The sequence below is a fragment of the Ruegeria sp. CJ6 genome (assembly GCF_056536665.1).
Genome location: NZ_JBQFQB010000002.1, coordinates 110,600 through 128,443, shown reverse-complemented (window position 1 = coordinate 128,443; position 17,844 = coordinate 110,600). Strand labels below are relative to the sequence as shown.

At 56.5% G+C, this 17,844-nt stretch carries 19 protein-coding genes; 13 read left to right on the top strand and 6 right to left on the bottom strand.

Annotated elements, in window-relative coordinates; genetic code table 11:
- Positions 1-331: 331 nt before the first annotated feature.
- Positions 332-541, top strand: a complete 210-nt coding sequence (locus tag ACR0BT_RS06335) for a hypothetical protein (protein ID WP_170394694.1) — start codon at positions 332-334, stop codon at positions 539-541.
- Between the two features lie 116 nt (positions 542-657).
- Here ACR0BT_RS06335 and ACR0BT_RS06330 read toward each other — a convergent pair whose 3' ends face one another.
- Positions 658-2,259 (bottom strand): BCCT family transporter, encoded by a 1,602-nt coding sequence (locus ACR0BT_RS06330; RefSeq protein WP_170394697.1) that lies wholly within the window; start codon positions 2,257-2,259, stop codon positions 658-660.
- A gap of 268 nt (positions 2,260-2,527) precedes the next feature.
- Here ACR0BT_RS06330 and ACR0BT_RS06325 point away from each other — a divergent pair, with 268 nt between their 5' ends.
- From ACR0BT_RS06325 to pnp, 4 genes are all read left to right on the top strand, one after another.
- On the top strand, positions 2,528-2,881 hold the full coding sequence (locus tag ACR0BT_RS06325; protein WP_170426150.1) for an ArsR/SmtB family transcription factor: 354 nt from the start codon (positions 2,528-2,530) through the stop codon (positions 2,879-2,881).
- The gene (locus tag ACR0BT_RS06320) at positions 2,862-3,284 is read left to right on the top strand and encodes an SRPBCC family protein (RefSeq protein WP_480762739.1); all 423 of its coding nucleotides are present in this window, start codon (positions 2,862-2,864) and stop codon (positions 3,282-3,284) included. The genes ACR0BT_RS06325 and ACR0BT_RS06320 overlap by 20 nt, the downstream gene beginning before the upstream one ends.
- Positions 3,281-3,649, top strand: a complete 369-nt coding sequence (locus ACR0BT_RS06315) for a DUF1761 family protein (RefSeq protein ID WP_480762738.1) — start codon at positions 3,281-3,283, stop codon at positions 3,647-3,649. The genes ACR0BT_RS06320 and ACR0BT_RS06315 overlap by 4 nt, the downstream gene beginning before the upstream one ends.
- Positions 3,650-3,873: 224 nt before the next feature.
- Complete coding sequence (gene pnp / locus ACR0BT_RS06310) at positions 3,874-6,024, top strand: polyribonucleotide nucleotidyltransferase (RefSeq protein ID WP_480762737.1); 2,151 nt, start codon at positions 3,874-3,876, stop codon at positions 6,022-6,024.
- A gap of 294 nt (positions 6,025-6,318) precedes the next feature.
- Here pnp and ACR0BT_RS06305 read toward each other — a convergent pair whose 3' ends face one another.
- On the bottom strand, positions 6,319-6,819 hold the full coding sequence (locus tag ACR0BT_RS06305; RefSeq protein WP_480762736.1) for a helix-turn-helix transcriptional regulator: 501 nt from the start codon (positions 6,817-6,819) through the stop codon (positions 6,319-6,321).
- A 36-nt stretch (positions 6,820-6,855) separates the two neighbouring features.
- Complete coding sequence (locus tag ACR0BT_RS06300) at positions 6,856-7,422, bottom strand: hypothetical protein (protein ID WP_170466591.1); 567 nt, start codon at positions 7,420-7,422, stop codon at positions 6,856-6,858.
- A 250-nt stretch (positions 7,423-7,672) separates the two neighbouring features.
- Here ACR0BT_RS06300 and ACR0BT_RS06295 point away from each other — a divergent pair, with 250 nt between their 5' ends.
- Complete coding sequence (locus ACR0BT_RS06295) at positions 7,673-8,302, top strand: TIGR02466 family protein (protein ID WP_170737211.1); 630 nt, start codon at positions 7,673-7,675, stop codon at positions 8,300-8,302.
- 316 nt (positions 8,303-8,618) lie between these two features.
- A complete protein-coding gene (locus tag ACR0BT_RS06290; RefSeq protein ID WP_480762735.1) occupies positions 8,619-9,614 on the top strand; it encodes a Hint domain-containing protein in 996 nt (331 codons plus the stop codon).
- A gap of 39 nt (positions 9,615-9,653) precedes the next feature.
- On the opposite strand, the gene ACR0BT_RS06285 is transcribed toward ACR0BT_RS06290, so the two are convergent.
- Positions 9,654-10,304 (bottom strand): peroxiredoxin, encoded by a 651-nt coding sequence (locus ACR0BT_RS06285; RefSeq protein ID WP_480762734.1) that lies wholly within the window; start codon positions 10,302-10,304, stop codon positions 9,654-9,656.
- A gap of 218 nt (positions 10,305-10,522) precedes the next feature.
- Between ACR0BT_RS06285 and ACR0BT_RS06280 the strand changes: the two genes are divergently transcribed.
- Entirely contained in the window at positions 10,523-11,962 is a 1,440-nt protein-coding gene (locus tag ACR0BT_RS06280; protein WP_480762733.1) for an aldehyde dehydrogenase family protein, read from the top strand.
- Positions 11,963-12,016: 54 nt separating this feature from the next.
- On the opposite strand, the gene ACR0BT_RS06275 is transcribed toward ACR0BT_RS06280, so the two are convergent.
- Complete coding sequence (locus ACR0BT_RS06275; protein WP_170394728.1) at positions 12,017-12,451, bottom strand: glyoxalase superfamily protein; 435 nt, start codon at positions 12,449-12,451, stop codon at positions 12,017-12,019.
- A gap of 175 nt (positions 12,452-12,626) precedes the next feature.
- Positions 12,627-13,478 (bottom strand): bifunctional helix-turn-helix domain-containing protein/methylated-DNA--[protein]-cysteine S-methyltransferase, encoded by an 852-nt coding sequence (locus ACR0BT_RS06270; RefSeq protein WP_170636551.1) that lies wholly within the window; start codon positions 13,476-13,478, stop codon positions 12,627-12,629.
- A 120-nt stretch (positions 13,479-13,598) separates the two neighbouring features.
- Here ACR0BT_RS06270 and ACR0BT_RS06265 point away from each other — a divergent pair, with 120 nt between their 5' ends.
- The 5 genes from ACR0BT_RS06265 to ACR0BT_RS06245 all read left to right on the top strand — a co-directional run bounded on the left by ACR0BT_RS06265 (position 13,599) and on the right by ACR0BT_RS06245 (position 17,838).
- On the top strand, positions 13,599-14,048 hold the full coding sequence (locus ACR0BT_RS06265) for a MarR family winged helix-turn-helix transcriptional regulator (protein ID WP_170636552.1): 450 nt from the start codon (positions 13,599-13,601) through the stop codon (positions 14,046-14,048).
- A gap of 1 nt (position 14,049) precedes the next feature.
- Positions 14,050-14,691: a cysteine hydrolase family protein gene (locus ACR0BT_RS06260; RefSeq protein WP_480762732.1), complete on the top strand. Its 642-nt coding sequence runs from the start codon at positions 14,050-14,052 to the stop codon at positions 14,689-14,691.
- A gap of 96 nt (positions 14,692-14,787) precedes the next feature.
- Positions 14,788-15,432, top strand: coding sequence for an endonuclease III (gene nth, locus ACR0BT_RS06255; protein ID WP_170466604.1), 645 nt, complete (start codon positions 14,788-14,790; stop codon positions 15,430-15,432).
- On the top strand, positions 15,429-16,418 hold the full coding sequence (locus ACR0BT_RS06250; RefSeq protein WP_170466608.1) for an adenosine kinase: 990 nt from the start codon (positions 15,429-15,431) through the stop codon (positions 16,416-16,418). The genes nth and ACR0BT_RS06250 overlap by 4 nt, the downstream gene beginning before the upstream one ends.
- 82 nt (positions 16,419-16,500) lie before the next feature.
- Complete coding sequence (locus tag ACR0BT_RS06245; RefSeq protein WP_480762731.1) at positions 16,501-17,838, top strand: serine hydrolase domain-containing protein; 1,338 nt, start codon at positions 16,501-16,503, stop codon at positions 17,836-17,838.
- The last annotated feature ends 6 nt before the right edge of the window (positions 17,839-17,844 follow it).

Sequence of the window (17,844 nt, the reverse complement as noted above, 5' to 3'; positions counted from 1 at the left end):
TTGTTTTCTGTCCAATTTGGCGCGGCGACGGGCGGTATCCGGGTGGCTGACCTTGGGTTTCGAATTGTGACGCCGCGTCGCGAAAGCCGGGCCCTAGGTTAGAAGGTTGACGTAAGCGTAAGCAGTGCCGTGATTTTTTTCCAAGCGGTCAAAAAAATGATGCAAACAGCAGATTTCTTCCCCCTTTCTCGGCACCCCATTTTTCTTACATGGACGGTGTCGCTGCGGGTTCACACTCACGGAAGTTGGTCTTTGAGCCCTTCCCTCAAGTGGCTTGGACCTGACCCGCAGCGGCAAGGATTTGATGACCATATGTTGCGGGAGTTGAATGATGCCATTGAAGTCAATTCTGAGCCGGGTGTTTGCAACCAAGATGTCTGAGACGTCCAACGCCACAAATGCGCGGTCGATTTTGAATAATCCCTACGACCATAAGAAGGCAATTTCGAAGGTTGAGACAGCGGCGGTTCTTCGCGGGATCCTAGAAGATGAAAAGATGGAATATCCAACCCAAGGCAAACGCAAGGATTCGCTGCACTGACCGCCGTTTGGTACGCTCCTGACGACTTCTGCATGGGCACGCGCTACAGGGGCCGCTCCGGACCAAAAACGCCCGCCGAATTGGCGGGCGTTTCGGTTTTCTCAGGATAATCCCAGTTACATCTTGGCCTTTTCTGATTTAAGCGCCAGCCACAGGCAGTAGCACATGATCAGAACCACCAAGGTAAACGGAATTCCAGTCGACACCGCTGCCCCTTGCAAGGCAGAGAGACCTCCGCCCAGCAGCAGTGCGATTGCAACAAGGCCTTCAAGCGTGCACCAGAACACGCGTTGCACAACCGGTGCGTCCATCTTTCCGCCTGCCGTGATCGTGTCGATCACCAGCGAGCCTGAGTCCGACGATGTGACAAAGAACACAACGATCAGGATCAGAGCGATCGGGGCTATGATGCCGTAAAGCGGCAGCTCTTTCAGGAAGCCGAACAGCGCGCCCTCGGGGGCATAGCTTTCGATCACTGTGGCGCGGACGCCCTCTGCTCCGCCTGCGTTCAGCATGTCAATTGCGGCGCCACCAAAGGTCGACATCCACAGGGCGCAAACCGCAGTGGGTGCCAACAAGGCGCAGATCACGAACTCACGCACCGTACGACCTTTGGAAATGCGGGCGATGAACATGCCCACGAAAGGTGACCACGCAATCCACCAGGCCCAGTAGAAGGTTGTCCAGCCGTGGAAGTAGCTGGTGTCTTCCCGACCGAACGGATTGGACAGGGCCGGTAGATGGGTCACGTAATCCACCATCACGTTGAAGTACCGTGCAATGGCGGTTCCGACACCGGTAACTACGATGACGAAGATGAACAGTCCTACGGCCATGATCATGTTGATCTCACTCAACCGTTTGACACCTGCATCCATGCCCATCAGGACCGAGCCCAGTGCGATCATCGTAATGCCTATGATCAGCAGGACGGTGACGGTGGGGCTGGGTTCGATGCCAAAGACCTCATACAGCCCGGCGGCCACCTGTTGTGCGCCCAAACCCAATGATGTGGTCAGGCCGAAGAGGGTCGCGAATACTGCCAGAGTATCGATGATGTGGCCCCACCAGCCCCAGACGCGCTCGCCCAGAATCGGATAAAAAGCCGAACGCAGGGTCAATGGTAGCCCGAGATTATAGCTGAAGATTGCAAGCGCCAGACCAACGGCCGCATATACCGCCCAGCCTTCGAGACCCCAATGATGGATCGTGCCGACAATGCCGATATATTCGTTACCCGGCACAGCGATATCGATGCCCAGCGGGCGGGCGTTGCCGTCTTCTGCAAAGTTGTAATAGACCGGCTCCATCACGCCGAAGAACAACAGCCCGATGCCGATCCCGGCCGCGAACATCATCGCGATCCATCCGGCGTAGGAATAGTCGGGTTTGGCGTCCTTGCCGCCGATCCGCACCTTGCCCACCGGCAAGATGATCAACACCAGACAGAACAGGGTGATTGCGTCAACCGACAGCACCAGAAACCAGTCAAACGTGCTGGTCAGCCATGGCCGGAGCCAGCCAAAGAACGTGGCTGCGGATTCCTGATTCGCCAGCGCGATCAGGACGAACGCAAAGATCAGGATACTAGAGATCAAAAAGACCGGGTTATGGATGTCCAGACCGAAAGGCCGGACATTGTCCTGTCCAAGCTCATATTCGGTCTCAAAGTCATAAATCCGGGGATCCGGATCCAGCATTTTCTTGGTTTGTGCCATGCGTCTGCCCTTCTGTTCGCTACGTGCAAACGCCAAGGTATTCGACCGGCGGACGGAGGTGATATTCGTATTCCCTTGGCGCGTTTCCGTCGTTTCGACCGCAGGTATGGTGGTTTCAGCCTATACGGATACTAAATTTTCACCAAATATATTCGATTTCGCGAATAGTTAGGCGGTGGGAGCGACCGAATTAGCTTTCAGAGCTGCAAATATCCTGTTATTCAACCAAATGGTTGACTGAAGCAGAAAAGGCATGTAATTCATCCAAATGGTTGAACGAGAGAATCGCTATGACCTAAGCGCTATATTGAAGGCCGCGTCCGACCCAACCCGCCGCGTCATCCTAACGATGCTCGCGCAGCAGGGCCCCTTGCGAGTGACGGATATTGCACGGCAATTCGATATGAGCCTCAACTCGGTGTCCAAGCACATCAAGGTGCTCGAGAATGCCGGGCTGGTGCGGCGTCGGACGGAATGGCGCGAGCATCTGATCGAGGTGCAGATGGCCCCCTTGTCAGCCGTGGATGACTGGTTCGCCGGGCTGCGTTCGATCTGGGCGCTTCGGCTGGACGCCTTGGAAACTGCTTTGGAGGACCCAGAAGATGACGGAACTGTCCCTTGAAATAACCCGCGCCATTCCGCACCCGCCGGAAAAGGTGTTTGATGCTTGGCTAGACCCGGAAATGTTGGCCAAGTTCATGCTGCCCGGTCCCAACATGTCAGTGCCCGAAGCTTATTCTGACGCCAAAGTAGGGGGCCGGTTCAAGATCATCATGCGCGCGCCCGAGGCCGGGGACCTGCCGCATGAGGGCGAATACAAAGTGATCGACCGGCCCAATCGGCTGCAATTCACTTGGAACTCTCCTTACAGTCAGGACGATTCCACCGTGACGCTAGATTTCACGCCCACCGATAAGGGTACAGAATTGCGCCTGCATCACATCCGTTTCCCTTCGCAAGAAAGCCGCAACAATCACGAAGGTGGCTGGACCCGAATCCTTGAAGTGCTGGAGGGTGCGCTGTGATCAACTGGCTCGCCCTTGGCGTGGGTGTGATCGCGGCCTTTCTGCTGGGCTGGCTGGTCTACGGACCCGTCGGCTTTCAGAAACGCTGGGCCGAGGGAACACGGATCGACCCCACCCCGCCCGAATCTCCACCCCTGCCGCAGATGGCGGCCCAGATCGTTTTCCTGATCCTGCTAGCCGCTGTGATCGCGTTGACCGAGACCAACAACAGCCTTGGCGTTGCGGTGCTGGCGATCCTCGCAGTGGCTGCTCAGGCCGCATCGGTCGGGGCATGGGCGCAGAAAAGCGGCTTCGCCATCGCAGTCGACACCGGATATGCGCTGGGCTGCGGCGTGGTGATGATATTGGCGCACGCTATCCTTTGATACATCGGCCCCTGCCCAGCTTGGGCGGGGGTTAGGTAATCCCCTGCCCCCCAAAAACTCCCGACTTTCCAAAGCTTGCAAACTGATGTATGGGCCTGTCATCTGAGACGTTGTGCCCTGACCCCGGCACTCGAATGGAAGATAAAGTGGGGTCGGCGGCAATGGGGCCGCCATGCAAACCGGAGACCCGCAGGGGCGGGAGTGCTCCGTTCTAGGATACGCATATGTTTGATGTAACAAAGAAATCGATTCAGTGGGGCGAAGAGACGCTGACACTGGAAACCGGCAAGGTTGCCCGTCAGGCCGACGGCAGCGTGATTGCCACGCTGGGTGAAACCAGCGTCATGGCGAACGTGACCTTTGCCCGTGCTCAAAAGCCCGGTCAGGATTTTTTCCCGCTGACCGTACACTATCAAGAAAAATACTATGCCGCCGGTAAGGTTCCGGGTGGCTTCTTCAAGCGCGAAGCGCGCCCGACCGAGAAAGAGACGCTGACCGCGCGTCTGATCGACCGTCCGATCCGCCCGCTGTTTGTTGACGGCTTCAAAAACGAAGTTCTGGTGATGTGCACCGTGCTGTCCCACGATCTGGTCAACGACCCCGACATCGTTGCGATGATCGCGGCATCCGCTGCTCTGACCATTTCCGGCGCGCCGTTCATGGGTCCGATCGCCGGTGCCCGCGTTGGTTTCGAGGATGGTGAATACGTTCTGAACCCGACCGTCGACGACATGCAGGACCTGCGCCTGAACCCTGAACAGCGTCTGGACCTGGTTGTTGCCGGTACCAAAGACGCCGTGATGATGGTGGAATCGGAAGCGTACGAACTGTCCGAGGCGGAAATGCTGGGCGCGGTAAACTTCGCGCATGAGCAAATTCAGCCCGTGATCGACCTGATCATCTCGCTGGCCGAAGAAGCCGCGAAAGAGCCGTTCGAATTCGTGGCCCCCGATTACTCGGAGCTGTCCGCCGCTGTTTCGGCTGCCGGTGAAGAGAAGATGCGCGCCGCGTTCGCGATCACCGACAAGCAAGAGCGCACCGCCGCTGTCGCCGCGGCCCGTGAAGCGATCAAGGAAGCGCTGACCGAAGAGCAACTAGAAGACGGCAATCTCGGTTCCGCTATGAAGAAGCTGGAAGCTGGCATTCTGCGCGGTGACGTCGTCAAAGGCGGCAAGCGTATCGACGGTCGTTCGACCACCGATATCCGTTCGATCGTTGCAGAAACCTCGATGTTGCCGCGGACCCACGGTTCTGCCCTGTTCACCCGTGGTGAGACTCAGGCATTGGCCGTGACCACGCTGGGCACCGGTGACGACGAACAGTTCATCGACGCGCTGCACGGCAACTTCAAATCCAACTTCCTGCTGCACTACAACTTCCCTCCCTACTCGGTGGGTGAAGTTGGCCGCGTGGGTGGTCCGGGCCGTCGTGAGATCGGCCACGGCAAGCTGGCATGGCGTGCCCTGCAGGCGGTTCTGCCTGCGGCGACCGACTTCCCCTACACGATCCGCATCGTGTCGGAGATCACGGAATCCAACGGCTCCAGCTCAATGGCGTCGGTCTGCGGCGGTTCGCTGTCGATGATGGATGCGGGCGTTCCGCTCAAAGCACCGGTTGCCGGTGTGGCCATGGGTCTGATCCTGGAAGATGACGGCGAATACGCCATCCTGTCGGACATTCTGGGTGACGAAGATCACCTGGGCGACATGGACTTCAAGGTTGCGGGTACCGAAAACGGCATCACCTCGCTGCAGATGGACATCAAGGTTGCGGGCATCACGCCTGAGATCATGGAGAAAGCCCTGGCGCAAGCCAAGGACGGCCGGATGCACATTCTGGGTGAGATGGGCAAAGCCCTGTCCGAATCCAACGAATTCTCGGTCCACGCGCCGCGCATCGAGACCATGAACATCCCCACCGACAAGATCCGCGAAGTGATCGGCTCGGGTGGTAAGGTCATCCGCGAGATCGTCGAGGTTTCGGGTGCCAAGGTCGACATCAATGACGACGGCGTCATCAAGATCGCGTCGCCCGACGGTGAATCGATCAAGAAGGCCTATGAGATGATCCACTCGATCGTGGCCGAGCCGGAAGAAGGTCAGATCTACACCGGTAAAGTGGTGAAGATCGTCGATTTCGGTGCCTTCGTGAACTTCTTTGGCAAGCGCGACGGTCTGGTGCACGTGTCCCAGATCGAAAACCGCCGCCTGAACCATCCGTCGGATGTTCTGAAAGAAGGTCAGGAAGTAAAGGTCAAGCTTCTGGGCTTTGACGATCGCGGCAAGGTACGCCTGTCGATGAAAGTAGTCGATCAGGAAACCGGCGAAGAGATCGTTCCCGAGAAGAAAGAAAAGAAAGAGGAAAGCGCAGAGTAATCTGCCTCTTTTGCAAGAACGAAGGCCCCGGTAATCCGCCGGGGCCTTTTTCTTTGGGCGAATGTCGAGTGCCGCAGCGATACTGTGGAATGTGCCGATCATCAGCTGGTGCTGGGGTAGGCTTCAATTTAGATGAGGATACAGTTTTAATCGCTGAGTGCATTGCCCTGAAACAGAGCCTCGCAACCACTTAAAACGTTGGCTTTACAGGCCCGAGGCATCTACTTGGGCGTTCTTTTCTACTCATTGCCGATAAATGAATGAATTTACGACGATATCCGATCGTTTCTTGGTTTATTTCTTTTCTTCGATCAAAAGCTCTTCTATGAGCGCGCCTAACAGTTGCGTCCTCGATTTGACCTTAGCTTTTTTGTAGATTGAATTGTTCTGGGACTTGATTGTTCCCTCGCTGGTCTCGCGCAGATTAGCTATTTCTGCGAGGGACAGGCCCTTTACGGTGAGCAGTGCAACATCTCGTTCCGCAGCACTAAGGCCCCAACGGTCGAACTGTAGTTCCAGCATCCGAAAAAACTCGCCTTGAGCCTTTCGCAGGTTCTGTTTGACTTCTTGGTGACGTCGCAAAAACAGCCTGTGGCTTTGCCAAATCAAAAGCCCCCCAAGAATAAACCCAAATAGGGTGATGAGAGCCGTGATTTCATGGACCACCCAACTCGCGGAAAAAATGTAGTACCCTGTTATTTCGCCAATCAATTCGATCACAAACGTCAAAGCAGAGATCGCATATACAGCGATCCCCGCTTTGAACATGGCTTCTTTTTTAAACCATTTGTTCAAACCCCAATCTCGCTTGGGCTCAAGTTGGAAGCTGAATTAATCATCGTCGCCTTCGTCATCCCCTTCGCCATCGTCACCTTCACCGTCGCGCTCGCCATCGTCGCCTTCGCTATCGCGTTCGCCGTCATCGCCTTCGCTATCGCGTTCGCCATCGTCGCCTTCGCTATCGCGCTCGCCATCGTCACCTTCGCTGTCGCGCTCACCATCGTCGCCTTCGCTGTCGCGTTCACCATCGTCGCCTTCGCTATCGTTTTCCCCATCGCCTTCGTCATCGTCACCTTCGTCATCAAATCCCTCGTCGTCATCTTCGTCGTCATCTTCGTCATCAAAATCTTCGTCGTCATCTTCCTCATCGTCGAACTCATCGTCTCGCTCTGAACGATCCCGAACGATGGTTCCGTCTTTCCCCAGCACCACTTCTCTCTCGATTCCAGGTCCAGTTGCTTCAAAGCGAAGATTCCCAAACAGCGTGTTGGTTATTTCGATTCGTTGGAAACCTTGTTCTGTGAGTTCGTCGATGATGTCTTGCTTGGTGGTTTGCGAAAGCGCCGTGGTGGCCATCAGAACAAAAGTTGATGTCAGACCGATAGTTTTCTTGTTCATGTTCCCATCCTCAAAGGAATTGCCAATTGAACTAAAACATCGGCGCTTTGCGATGGGAATATAACTTAGGTTGGTTAGGCCAGACTTGAACCAAAGAACTATATCCTCAACGGTACTGGGTAATGCGCGCAATGTGCGGGAACGTGGATTTGGAGAGCGCCGAAAAACTTTTCAGGAGCAAATTCCTGAATTTGATCTCGGACCGATCTGAATTTACAGCCATGTAGTTTTTGAAGGTGACACCGAGGATATGCCCGAAGCCAAGAAATTCGAAAAGCTCTTCTCTACTCCAATGATGCGATTTGTGGTGCCTAACAGTGCAGCGCTTAATGCGGCGATTCTGTTTGAGGCCGAAAAGATGCGTGAGGAAGACGAGGGTGCCTCAAAATCCAATCGCGGCGGATGGCACTCAAACGGAAACCTCTTTGATCGCGATACGCCCGCTATTCAGAATTTGCGAGACGCGGCCGAAGATGCGGTGTTTCAAATAACACGAAAGGTCTCAGACAAGGTTGAACCGGATAAACTTCGCCTGAAACTGTTCGGGTGGATAAACGACAATCCTTCCGGCGGGTACAATGCGCCGCATACTCATCCCGGCGCGCATTGGTCTGGAGTGTACTATGTTTCTCAACCCGAGATCGAAGAAGGTTCGTCTGGAATGATTGAGTTTCTCGACCCCCGAAACGAGTTGCCTCACTGGCGCATACTTCAGGCGAGTGCGTTTCGGAACAAAAAGAAGCTGCGCCCGGCAGCCGGCGAAATGATCCTTTTTCCATCCTATCTGACTCATTGGGTCCACCCAAACCAAAGTAAAGAAAGCCGCGTCACGGTTGCCTTCAACGCAACCTTTCGACGTCCAAAATCGGATCCCAGTTAATCGCCTCGAGATACGCAGCCTCTGTGGTATCGAACATCATGGCAATGTTTCGCCTGGTCAACGCAGTCAGCGCGGCTTTCAGTTTCCATCAGAAGCTACAATCCTTTGGCAGCGAGACCGCGTTCAACTGACGTATCCGATCCCAACCACCACCTCGGCAGGCGTGCCCACAGTCGATCCAACCATAGCCAATCTGCCTTTTTCGATCAGTGCCGCTTTCGAGCCCTGCGCGTCACGGTAAACGATATGTTAACACTTCTAAGTTGAGTTAGCTCAAAGTTAAGGAAATCCAAATCATCTGGGACGTCGCCGCGCTTTGGCCTCTATCACCATCTTTGAGATCAACGGAGATCCGTTTGGCAACCCCAGTGTGACGGTGACCCAGGGGTTTCAGGTCACCATTACTGATGATGATAATTTTCTCGAAAATCCGGACAACAACGGCAGCCAACAGTTCGATACCCTCCCAATCCCCGGGCTGAACAACTCCGGCAGCTTTCAGATATTTGAAGGCTACAGCGCGACGGTCGGAGGTGCACCGGTCACCTACACACTGCTGCAATTCTCGGGTACGCAATACATCGTTGTGACCTCGGGAAACGTTGCTGTTAACGATGTACTGACAGGCAACTCACTGGCCCAGAGTACTGCACCTGCGGTCGAATATGATAACCTTCCCAGCTTTGTCTGCTTTACTTCGGGGTCACATATTCTGACACCGTCGGGCCAGCGTCTGATCGAAGAAGTCAAAGCAGGCGATCATGTGATCACCGCAGATGGCACCGGTCGGGCCGTGCGCTGGGTGGGTCGGCGACGGCTGAGTGAGGCGGATCTGAGACAGACCCCTAAGCATTGCCCGATCCGGATCAGTGCGGGCAGTCTTGGGCCGCAGACACCATCGCGAGATCTGCTGCTGTCACCTCAGCATCGGGTTGTCGTGTCCTCACCTGCATTGGAATTGCATCATAGTCACCCGATGATGTTGGCGACGGCCAAGTCTCTGCTCAACGGCAAGTCTATCACGCAAGTTCCGCCAAGCGGGGGCGTCGAGTACATTCACATTCTATTCGACCAGCATGAGCTGGTGAATGTCGAAGGATTGTGGTCGGAATCGTTTTATCCCGGCGGATATACGCTGGACGCGATGAGCAGTGCAGTGAAGGAGGAACTATTCGAGCTGTTCCCTGAGCTTCATTCCGACACAGGCGGCTATGGTGATACGGTGCTGCCGGTTCTGAAACCGTACGAAGTGCAGATGCTGCGCCCGGAGCTATGTGCCCCTTGCGGCGCAACCTCGGCGTTTGCGCATTAGAAGAAGGCGGGGGCTTTCGCCCCCTGCACGTTGATCCGTTTACGACGGCGCTTTGGTTTTGCGCAGATAGGGGAAGATCGTCTCGAACTCGCCGAACTTCTCTTTTGCCTCATCGTTGGAGACCGCAGGTGGAATGATCACATCCTCACCCGGCACCCAATTTGCGGGGGTTGCCACGCCCTTGGCGCTCATCTGCAGGCCATCCAGCGCACGCAGAATCTCGGCAAAGTTGCGGCCCACGGTCATCGGGTAGGTCATGGACAGTTTCAACTGCTTATCGGGTCCGATGATAAAGACAGAGCGTACAGTTGCGCTGTCGGCAGGCGTGCGGCCGTCGGGCAGATAGGCCTCGGCCGGCAGCATGTCGAAGGCTTTGGAAACAGCCAGACCGTCATCGGCGATGATCGGGAAGCCGGGGTTGGCGTTGCCATAGGCCTCGATATCTTTTTTCCACTTCCTATGATCTTCGACACCATCGACCGACACGCCGATCACTTTGGTGTTCCGCGCCGCCCATTCATCGTTCAACTGCGCAACTGCCGAAAACTCGGTCGTGCAAACAGGAGTGAAGTCCTTGGGGTGTGAGAACAGGATGGCCCAGCTATCGCCAATCCAGTCATGAAACTGGACGGTGCCCTGATCTGTCTCTGCGGTGAAATTCGGGACCGTATCATTGATGCGCAAACCCATTGGGAAACTCCTTTCCTGTGAAAAATCGCGAGTCGATTGCTGCCAACCTAATCACTTTGCGCAGAGGTTAAACCATTCATGTTGCGCTGTCAGAAGATTCAGTAGGTAGATAATTTGATCAAATTATGTTTTACCCTTGCCCGACACCCGGGTGGGTGACAGAGTGCGAATGAAAACCGACCGTTCGGTCGATTGATTCCTGATCCGGAGGATGAGCCATGATCGAAAAACGCGATTTCTATATCAACGGCAAATGGGTCGCCCCATCAGAGCCGAATGATTTCGAAGTGATCGACCCGTCGACCGAAGAACCATGCGCGGTGATCTCATTGGGGTCAGAGGCTGACACTAACGCAGCGGTCGCCGCGGCCAAAGCTGCTCTGCCTGGTTGGATGGCAACCCCGGTGGACGAGCGCATCGCTTTGGTAGAGAAACTGGTCGATATTTACGCCACCCGCTCAGAGGATCTGGCCCAGGCGATGTCGATGGAGATGGGTGCACCGATCGAAATGGCGCGCAGCCAGCAATCGGGCGCGGGGATCTATCACCTGAAAAACTTCATCCGTGCCGCCAAGGCGTTCCAATTCGAACGTCCGTTGGGCGATCATGCGCCGAATGACCGGATCATCTATGAAGCGGTGGGTGTGGCAGCCCTGATCACCCCATGGAATTGGCCGATGAATCAGGTCACGCTCAAAGTCGGGGCCGCCGCGATTGCGGGCTGCACGATGGTTCTGAAACCGTCCGAGCAAAGCCCGCTGAACGCGATGATCTTTGCTGAGATGATGGATGAGGCTGGCTTCCCGGCTGGTGTTTTCAACCTGGTGAATGGCGATGGCGTGGGCGTGGGCTCTCAGCTCTCGGGGCACGCAGATGTTGATATGGTCAGCTTCACCGGTTCGACCCGCGCGGGCACGGCGATTTCCAAGAATGCGGCGGATACACTGAAGAAAGTGCATCTGGAACTGGGCGGCAAAGGGGCCAATGTGGTCTTCGCCGATGCCGACGAAAAGGCGGTAAAACGCGGCGTCCTGCACATGATGAACAACACCGGTCAAAGCTGTAACGCGCCCAGCCGGATGCTGGTGCAGCGTCCGATCTATGATCAGGCGGTTGAGACAGCCGCCGAGGTGGCAAAAAATGTCACCGTCGGCAGTGCCGCCGAAGAAGGCCGACATATCGGGCCGGTGGTAAACGAAGTGCAGTGGACCAAAATTCAGGACCTGATCCAGAAAGGAATTGATGAGGGCGCGCGTCTGGTGGCAGGCGGTACCGGTCGCCCTGAGGGACTGAACAAGGGCTACTATGTGCGTCCTACGGTCTTTGCAGATGCCAACAACCAGATGACCATCGCGCGCGAGGAGATTTTTGGCCCGGTTCTGACCATGATCCCCTTCGACACCGAAGAAGAAGCCATCGAGATTGCCAATGACACACCTTACGGGCTGACCAATTATGTTCAGACCCAAGACGGTGCACGCGCCAACCGAATGGCTCGCGTCTTGCGGTCGGGCATGGTTGAGATGAACGGCCAGTCGCGCAGCGCTGGGTCCCCGTTTGGTGGGATGAAACAGTCCGGCAATGGCCGCGAAGGCGGGGTTTGGGGCTTGGAGGACTTCCTTGAGGTCAAAGCCGTTGGCGGTTGGGCCGCCGAATAACCCTGTCTGGAAATATCAAAATGTGAGGCACCTTAGGGTGCCTCGCTTTGTTTCTTACGCAGGTCGGACGATAAGCTGCGGCTCTCCGTCCGACGTGTGACGGGTGGATCGACCATCCCAGCCAATCTCACCTGTCACCCGCTGGCGAAGGGACGAAAAACTGTCGAACCGGACCACATCTACGGGCACGTCGAACTGAAGGGTCACCCGGCGATGTCCGCCATCCCCAATCATGGTCAGACCGCGGATTTCGGCGGTGAAGGGCTGACCCAGATATCGGCCCTCAACCCGGTCACCAACGCGCAGCTGCACTCGATTTCCTGCCATCGCGTGCAACGTGTTCCAATCCCGCGCACCGAGTTGATGCGCCAACAGTTCCAGCGCCTCGCTATGTGATAGCTTCACTCCGGCGTCCAGCAGGCGTTTGCGCAGGCGTTTTGCCTGCTCTTTCAGCTCCGCAACCGGAGCGATGTTCTGAGTATGTGTCATGGTGTGCCTCGTTTCCTGAAACGGGCGCGAAATCTGGACGGGGTTCGCATTGCCATCCGCGCGCCAGGAAAGGGCAACAGATGTGATTCAATCGGGTTTCACCAAAGCCTAAGGCCGCGAACGGCAGGGGACCCGAACCTGCCGTGCATATGGCAACGACGCGCCAGAATGTCAATCAGGCGTCGGCCTGCGCCGCCTCATAGGCCAGCATGGCGCGCTTGACGGGCAGTCCCCAGTGGTAGCCACCCAGGCCGCCCGATTTGCGTAAGGCACGGTGGCAGGGAATCAGCCAACTGACCGGGTTGCGCCCAACTGCGGTGCCCACGGCGCGCACCGCTTGGGGTGAGCCGACCCGCTGCGCGATCTCGGAATAGGTGGTGACCTGCCCCGAAGGGATGTGCATCAGCGCTTCCCATACCTTGATCTGCAGTGGTGAGCCGATCAGGTAGAGTGGGGTCGGCTCCAACCGGTCGCTGGCCGCACCGAAGGCGCTGAGCACCCAAGGCCGCAGGCGCATCGGGTCCTCGACAAAATCAGCATTGGGCCAACGAGAGATCATGTCTTCCATCGCCGCCTCCTCGCCTGTCTCGGCTCCAAAGGCGATTCCACAGATTCCCTTGTCAGTTCCCATGACCAGCGCAGGGCCAAAGGGGCACTCGAACCAGCCCCAGTAGATCGTGAGACCTGCGCCTTTGCGGGCGTATTCACCCGGGCTCATGGATTCCCATTTCAGGAACAGATCATGAAGCCGCCCACTGCCGGACAGCCCCACATTATGAGCGGTTTCCAGCGTGGTGAAACGCTCGTGCAACAGAGCTTTGGCATGGCCGAGAGTCAGGTATTGCTGGTATCGCTTCGGTGAGACCCCGGTCCAGCGTGAGAACAGACGCTGAAAATGGGCAGGGCTCATATCCATCTGGCGAGCCAACTCATCAAGACTGAGACTCTCTCCGCCTTGATCGATCAAATCGATCGCGCGCCGCATGACGTTATAATGATATCCGCTTTCTGCTGTCTGGACGTTCATCGGTCACCTCATCAGTTACAGGAACAGTAACTTGCCCCTGTCGATCTTGCGACCCGGAACCTGCGCTTTATCTTGTCAACTGAGTTGACGAATCAAATCGATTTCTCCTACCATTCAGGTATGGGACACAGGTTGGATCAGCTTTATCAGGCAGTTCAGGCCACCCGGCCTTTGCTGCGGAACATCACGGCAGCAGTTGAGCAGGGCAGCCAGCGCAAAGGCGTGACCGTCGGGCAACGTGCCCTTTTGGAAGGTCTGTCGCTATCTCCCGGCGCGACAGCCCCGGTGCTATGCGCCGAGCTGCAGCTGAAACGACAATATGTCTCGCGCATCTTAAAAGAGTTGATGGGTGCACAGCTGATCGAAAGCCAGCCCAATCCCAAACGTGCAGGCACCTACTGCTACCGGCTGAGCCCTGCGGGCGAAGAGACGATCACGGCAATCAGAGCGGATGAGATGGCCAAGCTGACACGCTTTGCACAGGATTTTTCTGCGTCAGAGCTTGCCGCCTACCACAAGGTTCAGCTGGCCCTGACCCGCTATTTCGCAGAACTCGCCAAGGAGGCCTGACATGACCGTCTTTTGGATAATGGCGGCAAGCATCATGATCGCCGTGTTGTACATCCTCTTGCAAATCCGAAAGATTGGCACTCCGACAACCGGAGCCAAAATAGACCTGGCATCGCGGCCTGAAACGGCGCTGCTGGTGATCGATATGCAAACAGATTTTACCTCGATACCCACCTGGGATGACGCACAAATTGAAGGTGCCTTGTCGACGATCCGGTCAACGACGGACAGCGCCCGCCAGTCTGACTGGTCCGTGATTGCCATCCGTCATGAATTCAAGGGACGGCTGGCGAACTTGCTGAACGGGTGGTTCAATCAGGGGCGCGGCAACGCAGGTTCCGACGGAGTTGGGTTGGATCCGCGTCTTGCGCTGAATCCCGATGCCGAGTTTGTAAAATCCGTAGGTGACGCCTTTTCTTCGCCGGGTTTTGAACAGTTCCTGCGAGACAAACGGATCGGAACGCTGGTTCTGACAGGGTTGGACGGGTGTCATTGCGTGAATAAGACCGCGCAGGGCGCGCTCAATCGAGGATACCGGGTTCAGATCAATTCGGCAGCCGTTCTGGCGGCTGATCCGAACCGGTGGCAGGGGATCAGGGATCAACTTGCAACGGCGGGGGTGGATTTCCGACTGCAGAAGTGAGGCATAGGGATAAATCGACCAAGACCCGCGCCTAGGCAAAATCAAAACGCACCTTTTCAATTGCGACCGCTTGTCTGGCAGGGCATTAAGGCTCGGATGGCCAAACAAATCGGATACCACAAGATCCGCGAGATCTTTACGCGTTTTCACGACGCCGACCCTGAACCCAAGGGCGAGTTGGAGCATGTAAACGTCTATACTCTGGTCGTTGCCGTCGCACTGTCAGCGCAGGCGACCGATGCCGGCGTCAACAAGGCTACGCGCGCGCTATTCAAGATCGCCGACACGCCACAGAAGATGCTGGATCTGGGCGAAGAAGGTCTGATCGAACATATCAAGACCATCGGCCTGTTCCGCCAGAAGGCCAAGAACGTAATCAAGCTGAGTCGCATTCTGGTCGAAGACTATGGCGGTGAGGTGCCCAACTCCCGCGCGGCGCTTCAATCGCTACCGGGTGTGGGGCGCAAGACAGCCAATGTTGTCCTAAACATGTGGTGGCGATATCCGGCGCAGGCCGTGGACACGCATATCTTTCGCGTCGGCAACCGCACCGGCATCTGCCCGGGCAAGAATGTGGACGCCGTCGAACGCGCCATCGAAGACAACATACCGACCGACTTTCAGCTGCATGCGCATCACTGGCTGATCCTGCATGGCCGCTATCACTGCAAGGCACGCAAACCGCAGTGCCCTACCTGTATCATCCGCGATCTCTGCGAATTTGAGGACAAGACTCTATGAAAACCTACCAACTGACCGGCATCGGAAACGCCGTTGTGGACGTGATTTCCCAAGCCGATGACAGTTTCCTTGAGCTGATGGGCATCGAAAAGGGCATCATGCAGCTGATCGAACAGGAACGCGGCGAGGTACTGTACGCCTCGATGGAAGGCCGGGTGCAGACGCCGGGCGGCTCGGTTGCCAATACCATTGCGGGTGCGGGTGCACTGGGTCTGGATTCGGCGTTTATCGGGCGGGTGCATGATGATGCGCTGGGGCGGTTCTATGCGGATGCGATGAACGAGGATGGGGTGGATTTCGTGAACCCGCCGGTGCCGGGGGGCGAGCTGCCGACCTCGCGTTCAATGATCTTTGTCTCACCAGATGGCGAGCGGTCGATGAACACCTATCTGGGTATTTCGTCCGAGCTGTCTTCTCGGGATGTCTCGGAAGACGTCGCGGGCAACAGCCAGATCATGTTCCTCGAGGGCTATCTGTTCGACAAGGAAAAGGGCAAAGCCGCGTTCCTTGAAGCCGCGCGCAACTGCCATAAGGGTGGCGGCAAGGCGGGCATCGCCATTTCTGACCCGTTCTGTGTAGAACGGCACCGGGTCGATTTCCTGCTGCTGATCGAGAATGAGCTGGATTTTGTAATCGGCAACGAGGCCGAGATCAAATCGCTGTTCGAAACCGACGATCTTGAGGAGGCGCTGGCGAAAACGGCCGAGATTTGCCCTCTGGTCGTTTGCACCCGGTCGGGCGACGGGGTGACTGTTCTGAACGGCAACGCGCGCATCGATGTACCGGTTGAAAAGGTCGTACCGGTGGACGCGACCGGCGCGGGCGATCAATTCGCCGCCGGATTCCTGTTCGGCATGGCGACGGGCCGCGATTACGAGACCTGCGCAAAAATTGGCAACGTCTGCGCACGCGAAGTCATCAGCCATATCGGCCCCCGGCCCGAGGCGAATATGCAGGAATTGCTGCGGGCTGAGGGATTGCTCTGATCCCGCGAAACGCAACGTAACGCTGGTGCGTCACATTTCGGAATGGCTACCCTTATTTTGGATGTAAGGGGGGAGCCAATTCATGTTGGGCAGAGCACTCAGGATCACCGCAGGAACATTGGCGTTGGGGCTTGTGGCAGGCGTTGGGTACCTGCTGATCTCTCCGCCCGACCTGTTGCGAGTCGGGACCAACTATTCTGCCAAGATCGTCTGTTCTAACGTGTTCATCGCCAGGCGGGATGCGCAGGAGGTACTGGCGGTTGATGTGCAGGCGCCCGGGCATCCGTTGCTGAAACACGTCTCGGTCTCGGTAGACCCCGAGGCGCAATCAGTATCCGCAAAGCTACTCGGGATCTTCGCCCCTGCGACCAGCCAATATCGCGAGGGGCTGGGATGTGCGAATACGCATGAGGCCCAACCGGTCAACGCCCAGCTAAACACTCTGCCCGCGCTGTCTGATGCACTTTGGCCGGAAGGCACCACAGTGGCCCCAACGCAGAACTCCAAATTGGCAATGGTTCTGTCGGACCCGACCATTCTGGGAGAGGGCTTCCGCGCCGTAGTTGTGGTGCATGATGGCCGGATCATTGGTGAGGCTTATGCGGATGGATTCGACGAAAATACCCCTCTTCTGGGCTGGTCAATGACCAAAACCATAACCTCTGGATTGATTGGAACGCTGATAAAATCCGGTCAGATGAAGTTGACGGATACACTGGTCGACTCATTTCCCGATTGGGCAGAGGACAACCGGCAACACATTACCGTCGAGGATATGTTGACCATGTCCAGCGGCCTGCGATGGAACGAAGGCTATGGTGACGTCTCGGACGTGACTCGGATGTTATATCTGAGCGACGACATGGCGGGGTTTGTCACTTCGCTTGAGGCCGAGGCTGAGCCAAATACTGAATTCAACTATTCGTCGGGCACATCCACCGTCTTGGCGCGGGTCTGGCAGGATCAGATCAAAGATGACAGCTTGTCCTATCCGCAGCGCGCACTCCTGCTGCCACTGGGCATGACCTCGGCCATACTTGAAACTGATGTTTCTGACACCTTTGTCGGCTCAAGCTATATGTACGCCACAGCGCGGGATTGGGCACGATATGGGCAATTCCTGCTGCAGGGCGGCACATGGGAAGGGCAGCAAATTCTGCCCGAAAGGTTCACTGACTGGATGTTCGAACCGGTTGCTGTCTCGGGCGGGGCATATGCCAAAGGTCACTTGTGGCGCGACGTGCCGGGTGGAGAACCCCCGTTCGAAGATGCAGTCTGGATGGCCGGACATGATGGGCAATCGGTCGGGATATTCCCTTCGCGTGATTTGGTGATCGTGCGATTGGGGCTTACACCGTCCGATACCGGTTATTCCCCGCTGCCGCTGGCCAAAGCGGTGATTACGGCGCTTGGTTCCTAACCCGAA

Coding starts and splice junctions, on each gene's coding strand:
- ACR0BT_RS06275 (WP_170394728.1), bottom strand. CDS start 12,451: ATGACACATACTCAGAACATCGCTCCGGTTGCGGAGCTGAAAGAGCAG.
- ACR0BT_RS06330 (WP_170394697.1), bottom strand. CDS start 2,259: ATGGCACAAACCAAGAAAATGCTGGATCCGGATCCCCGGATTTATGAC.
- ACR0BT_RS06285 (WP_480762734.1), bottom strand. CDS start 10,304: ATGGGTTTGCGCATCAATGATACGGTCCCGAATTTCACCGCAGAGACA.
- ACR0BT_RS06280 (WP_480762733.1), top strand. CDS start 10,523: ATGATCGAAAAACGCGATTTCTATATCAACGGCAAATGGGTCGCCCCA.
- ACR0BT_RS06250 (WP_170466608.1), top strand. CDS start 15,429: ATGAAAACCTACCAACTGACCGGCATCGGAAACGCCGTTGTGGACGTG.
- pnp (WP_480762737.1), top strand. CDS start 3,874: ATGTTTGATGTAACAAAGAAATCGATTCAGTGGGGCGAAGAGACGCTG.
- ACR0BT_RS06265 (WP_170636552.1), top strand. CDS start 13,599: ATGGGACACAGGTTGGATCAGCTTTATCAGGCAGTTCAGGCCACCCGG.
- ACR0BT_RS06300 (WP_170466591.1), bottom strand. CDS start 7,422: ATGAACAAGAAAACTATCGGTCTGACATCAACTTTTGTTCTGATGGCC.
- nth (WP_170466604.1), top strand. CDS start 14,788: ATGGCCAAACAAATCGGATACCACAAGATCCGCGAGATCTTTACGCGT.
- ACR0BT_RS06320 (WP_480762739.1), top strand. CDS start 2,862: ATGACGGAACTGTCCCTTGAAATAACCCGCGCCATTCCGCACCCGCCG.
- ACR0BT_RS06335 (WP_170394694.1), top strand. CDS start 332: ATGCCATTGAAGTCAATTCTGAGCCGGGTGTTTGCAACCAAGATGTCT.
- ACR0BT_RS06295 (WP_170737211.1), top strand. CDS start 7,673: ATGCCCGAAGCCAAGAAATTCGAAAAGCTCTTCTCTACTCCAATGATG.
- ACR0BT_RS06325 (WP_170426150.1), top strand. CDS start 2,528: ATGGTTGAACGAGAGAATCGCTATGACCTAAGCGCTATATTGAAGGCC.
- ACR0BT_RS06260 (WP_480762732.1), top strand. CDS start 14,050: ATGACCGTCTTTTGGATAATGGCGGCAAGCATCATGATCGCCGTGTTG.
- ACR0BT_RS06245 (WP_480762731.1), top strand. CDS start 16,501: ATGTTGGGCAGAGCACTCAGGATCACCGCAGGAACATTGGCGTTGGGG.
- ACR0BT_RS06270 (WP_170636551.1), bottom strand. CDS start 13,478: ATGAACGTCCAGACAGCAGAAAGCGGATATCATTATAACGTCATGCGG.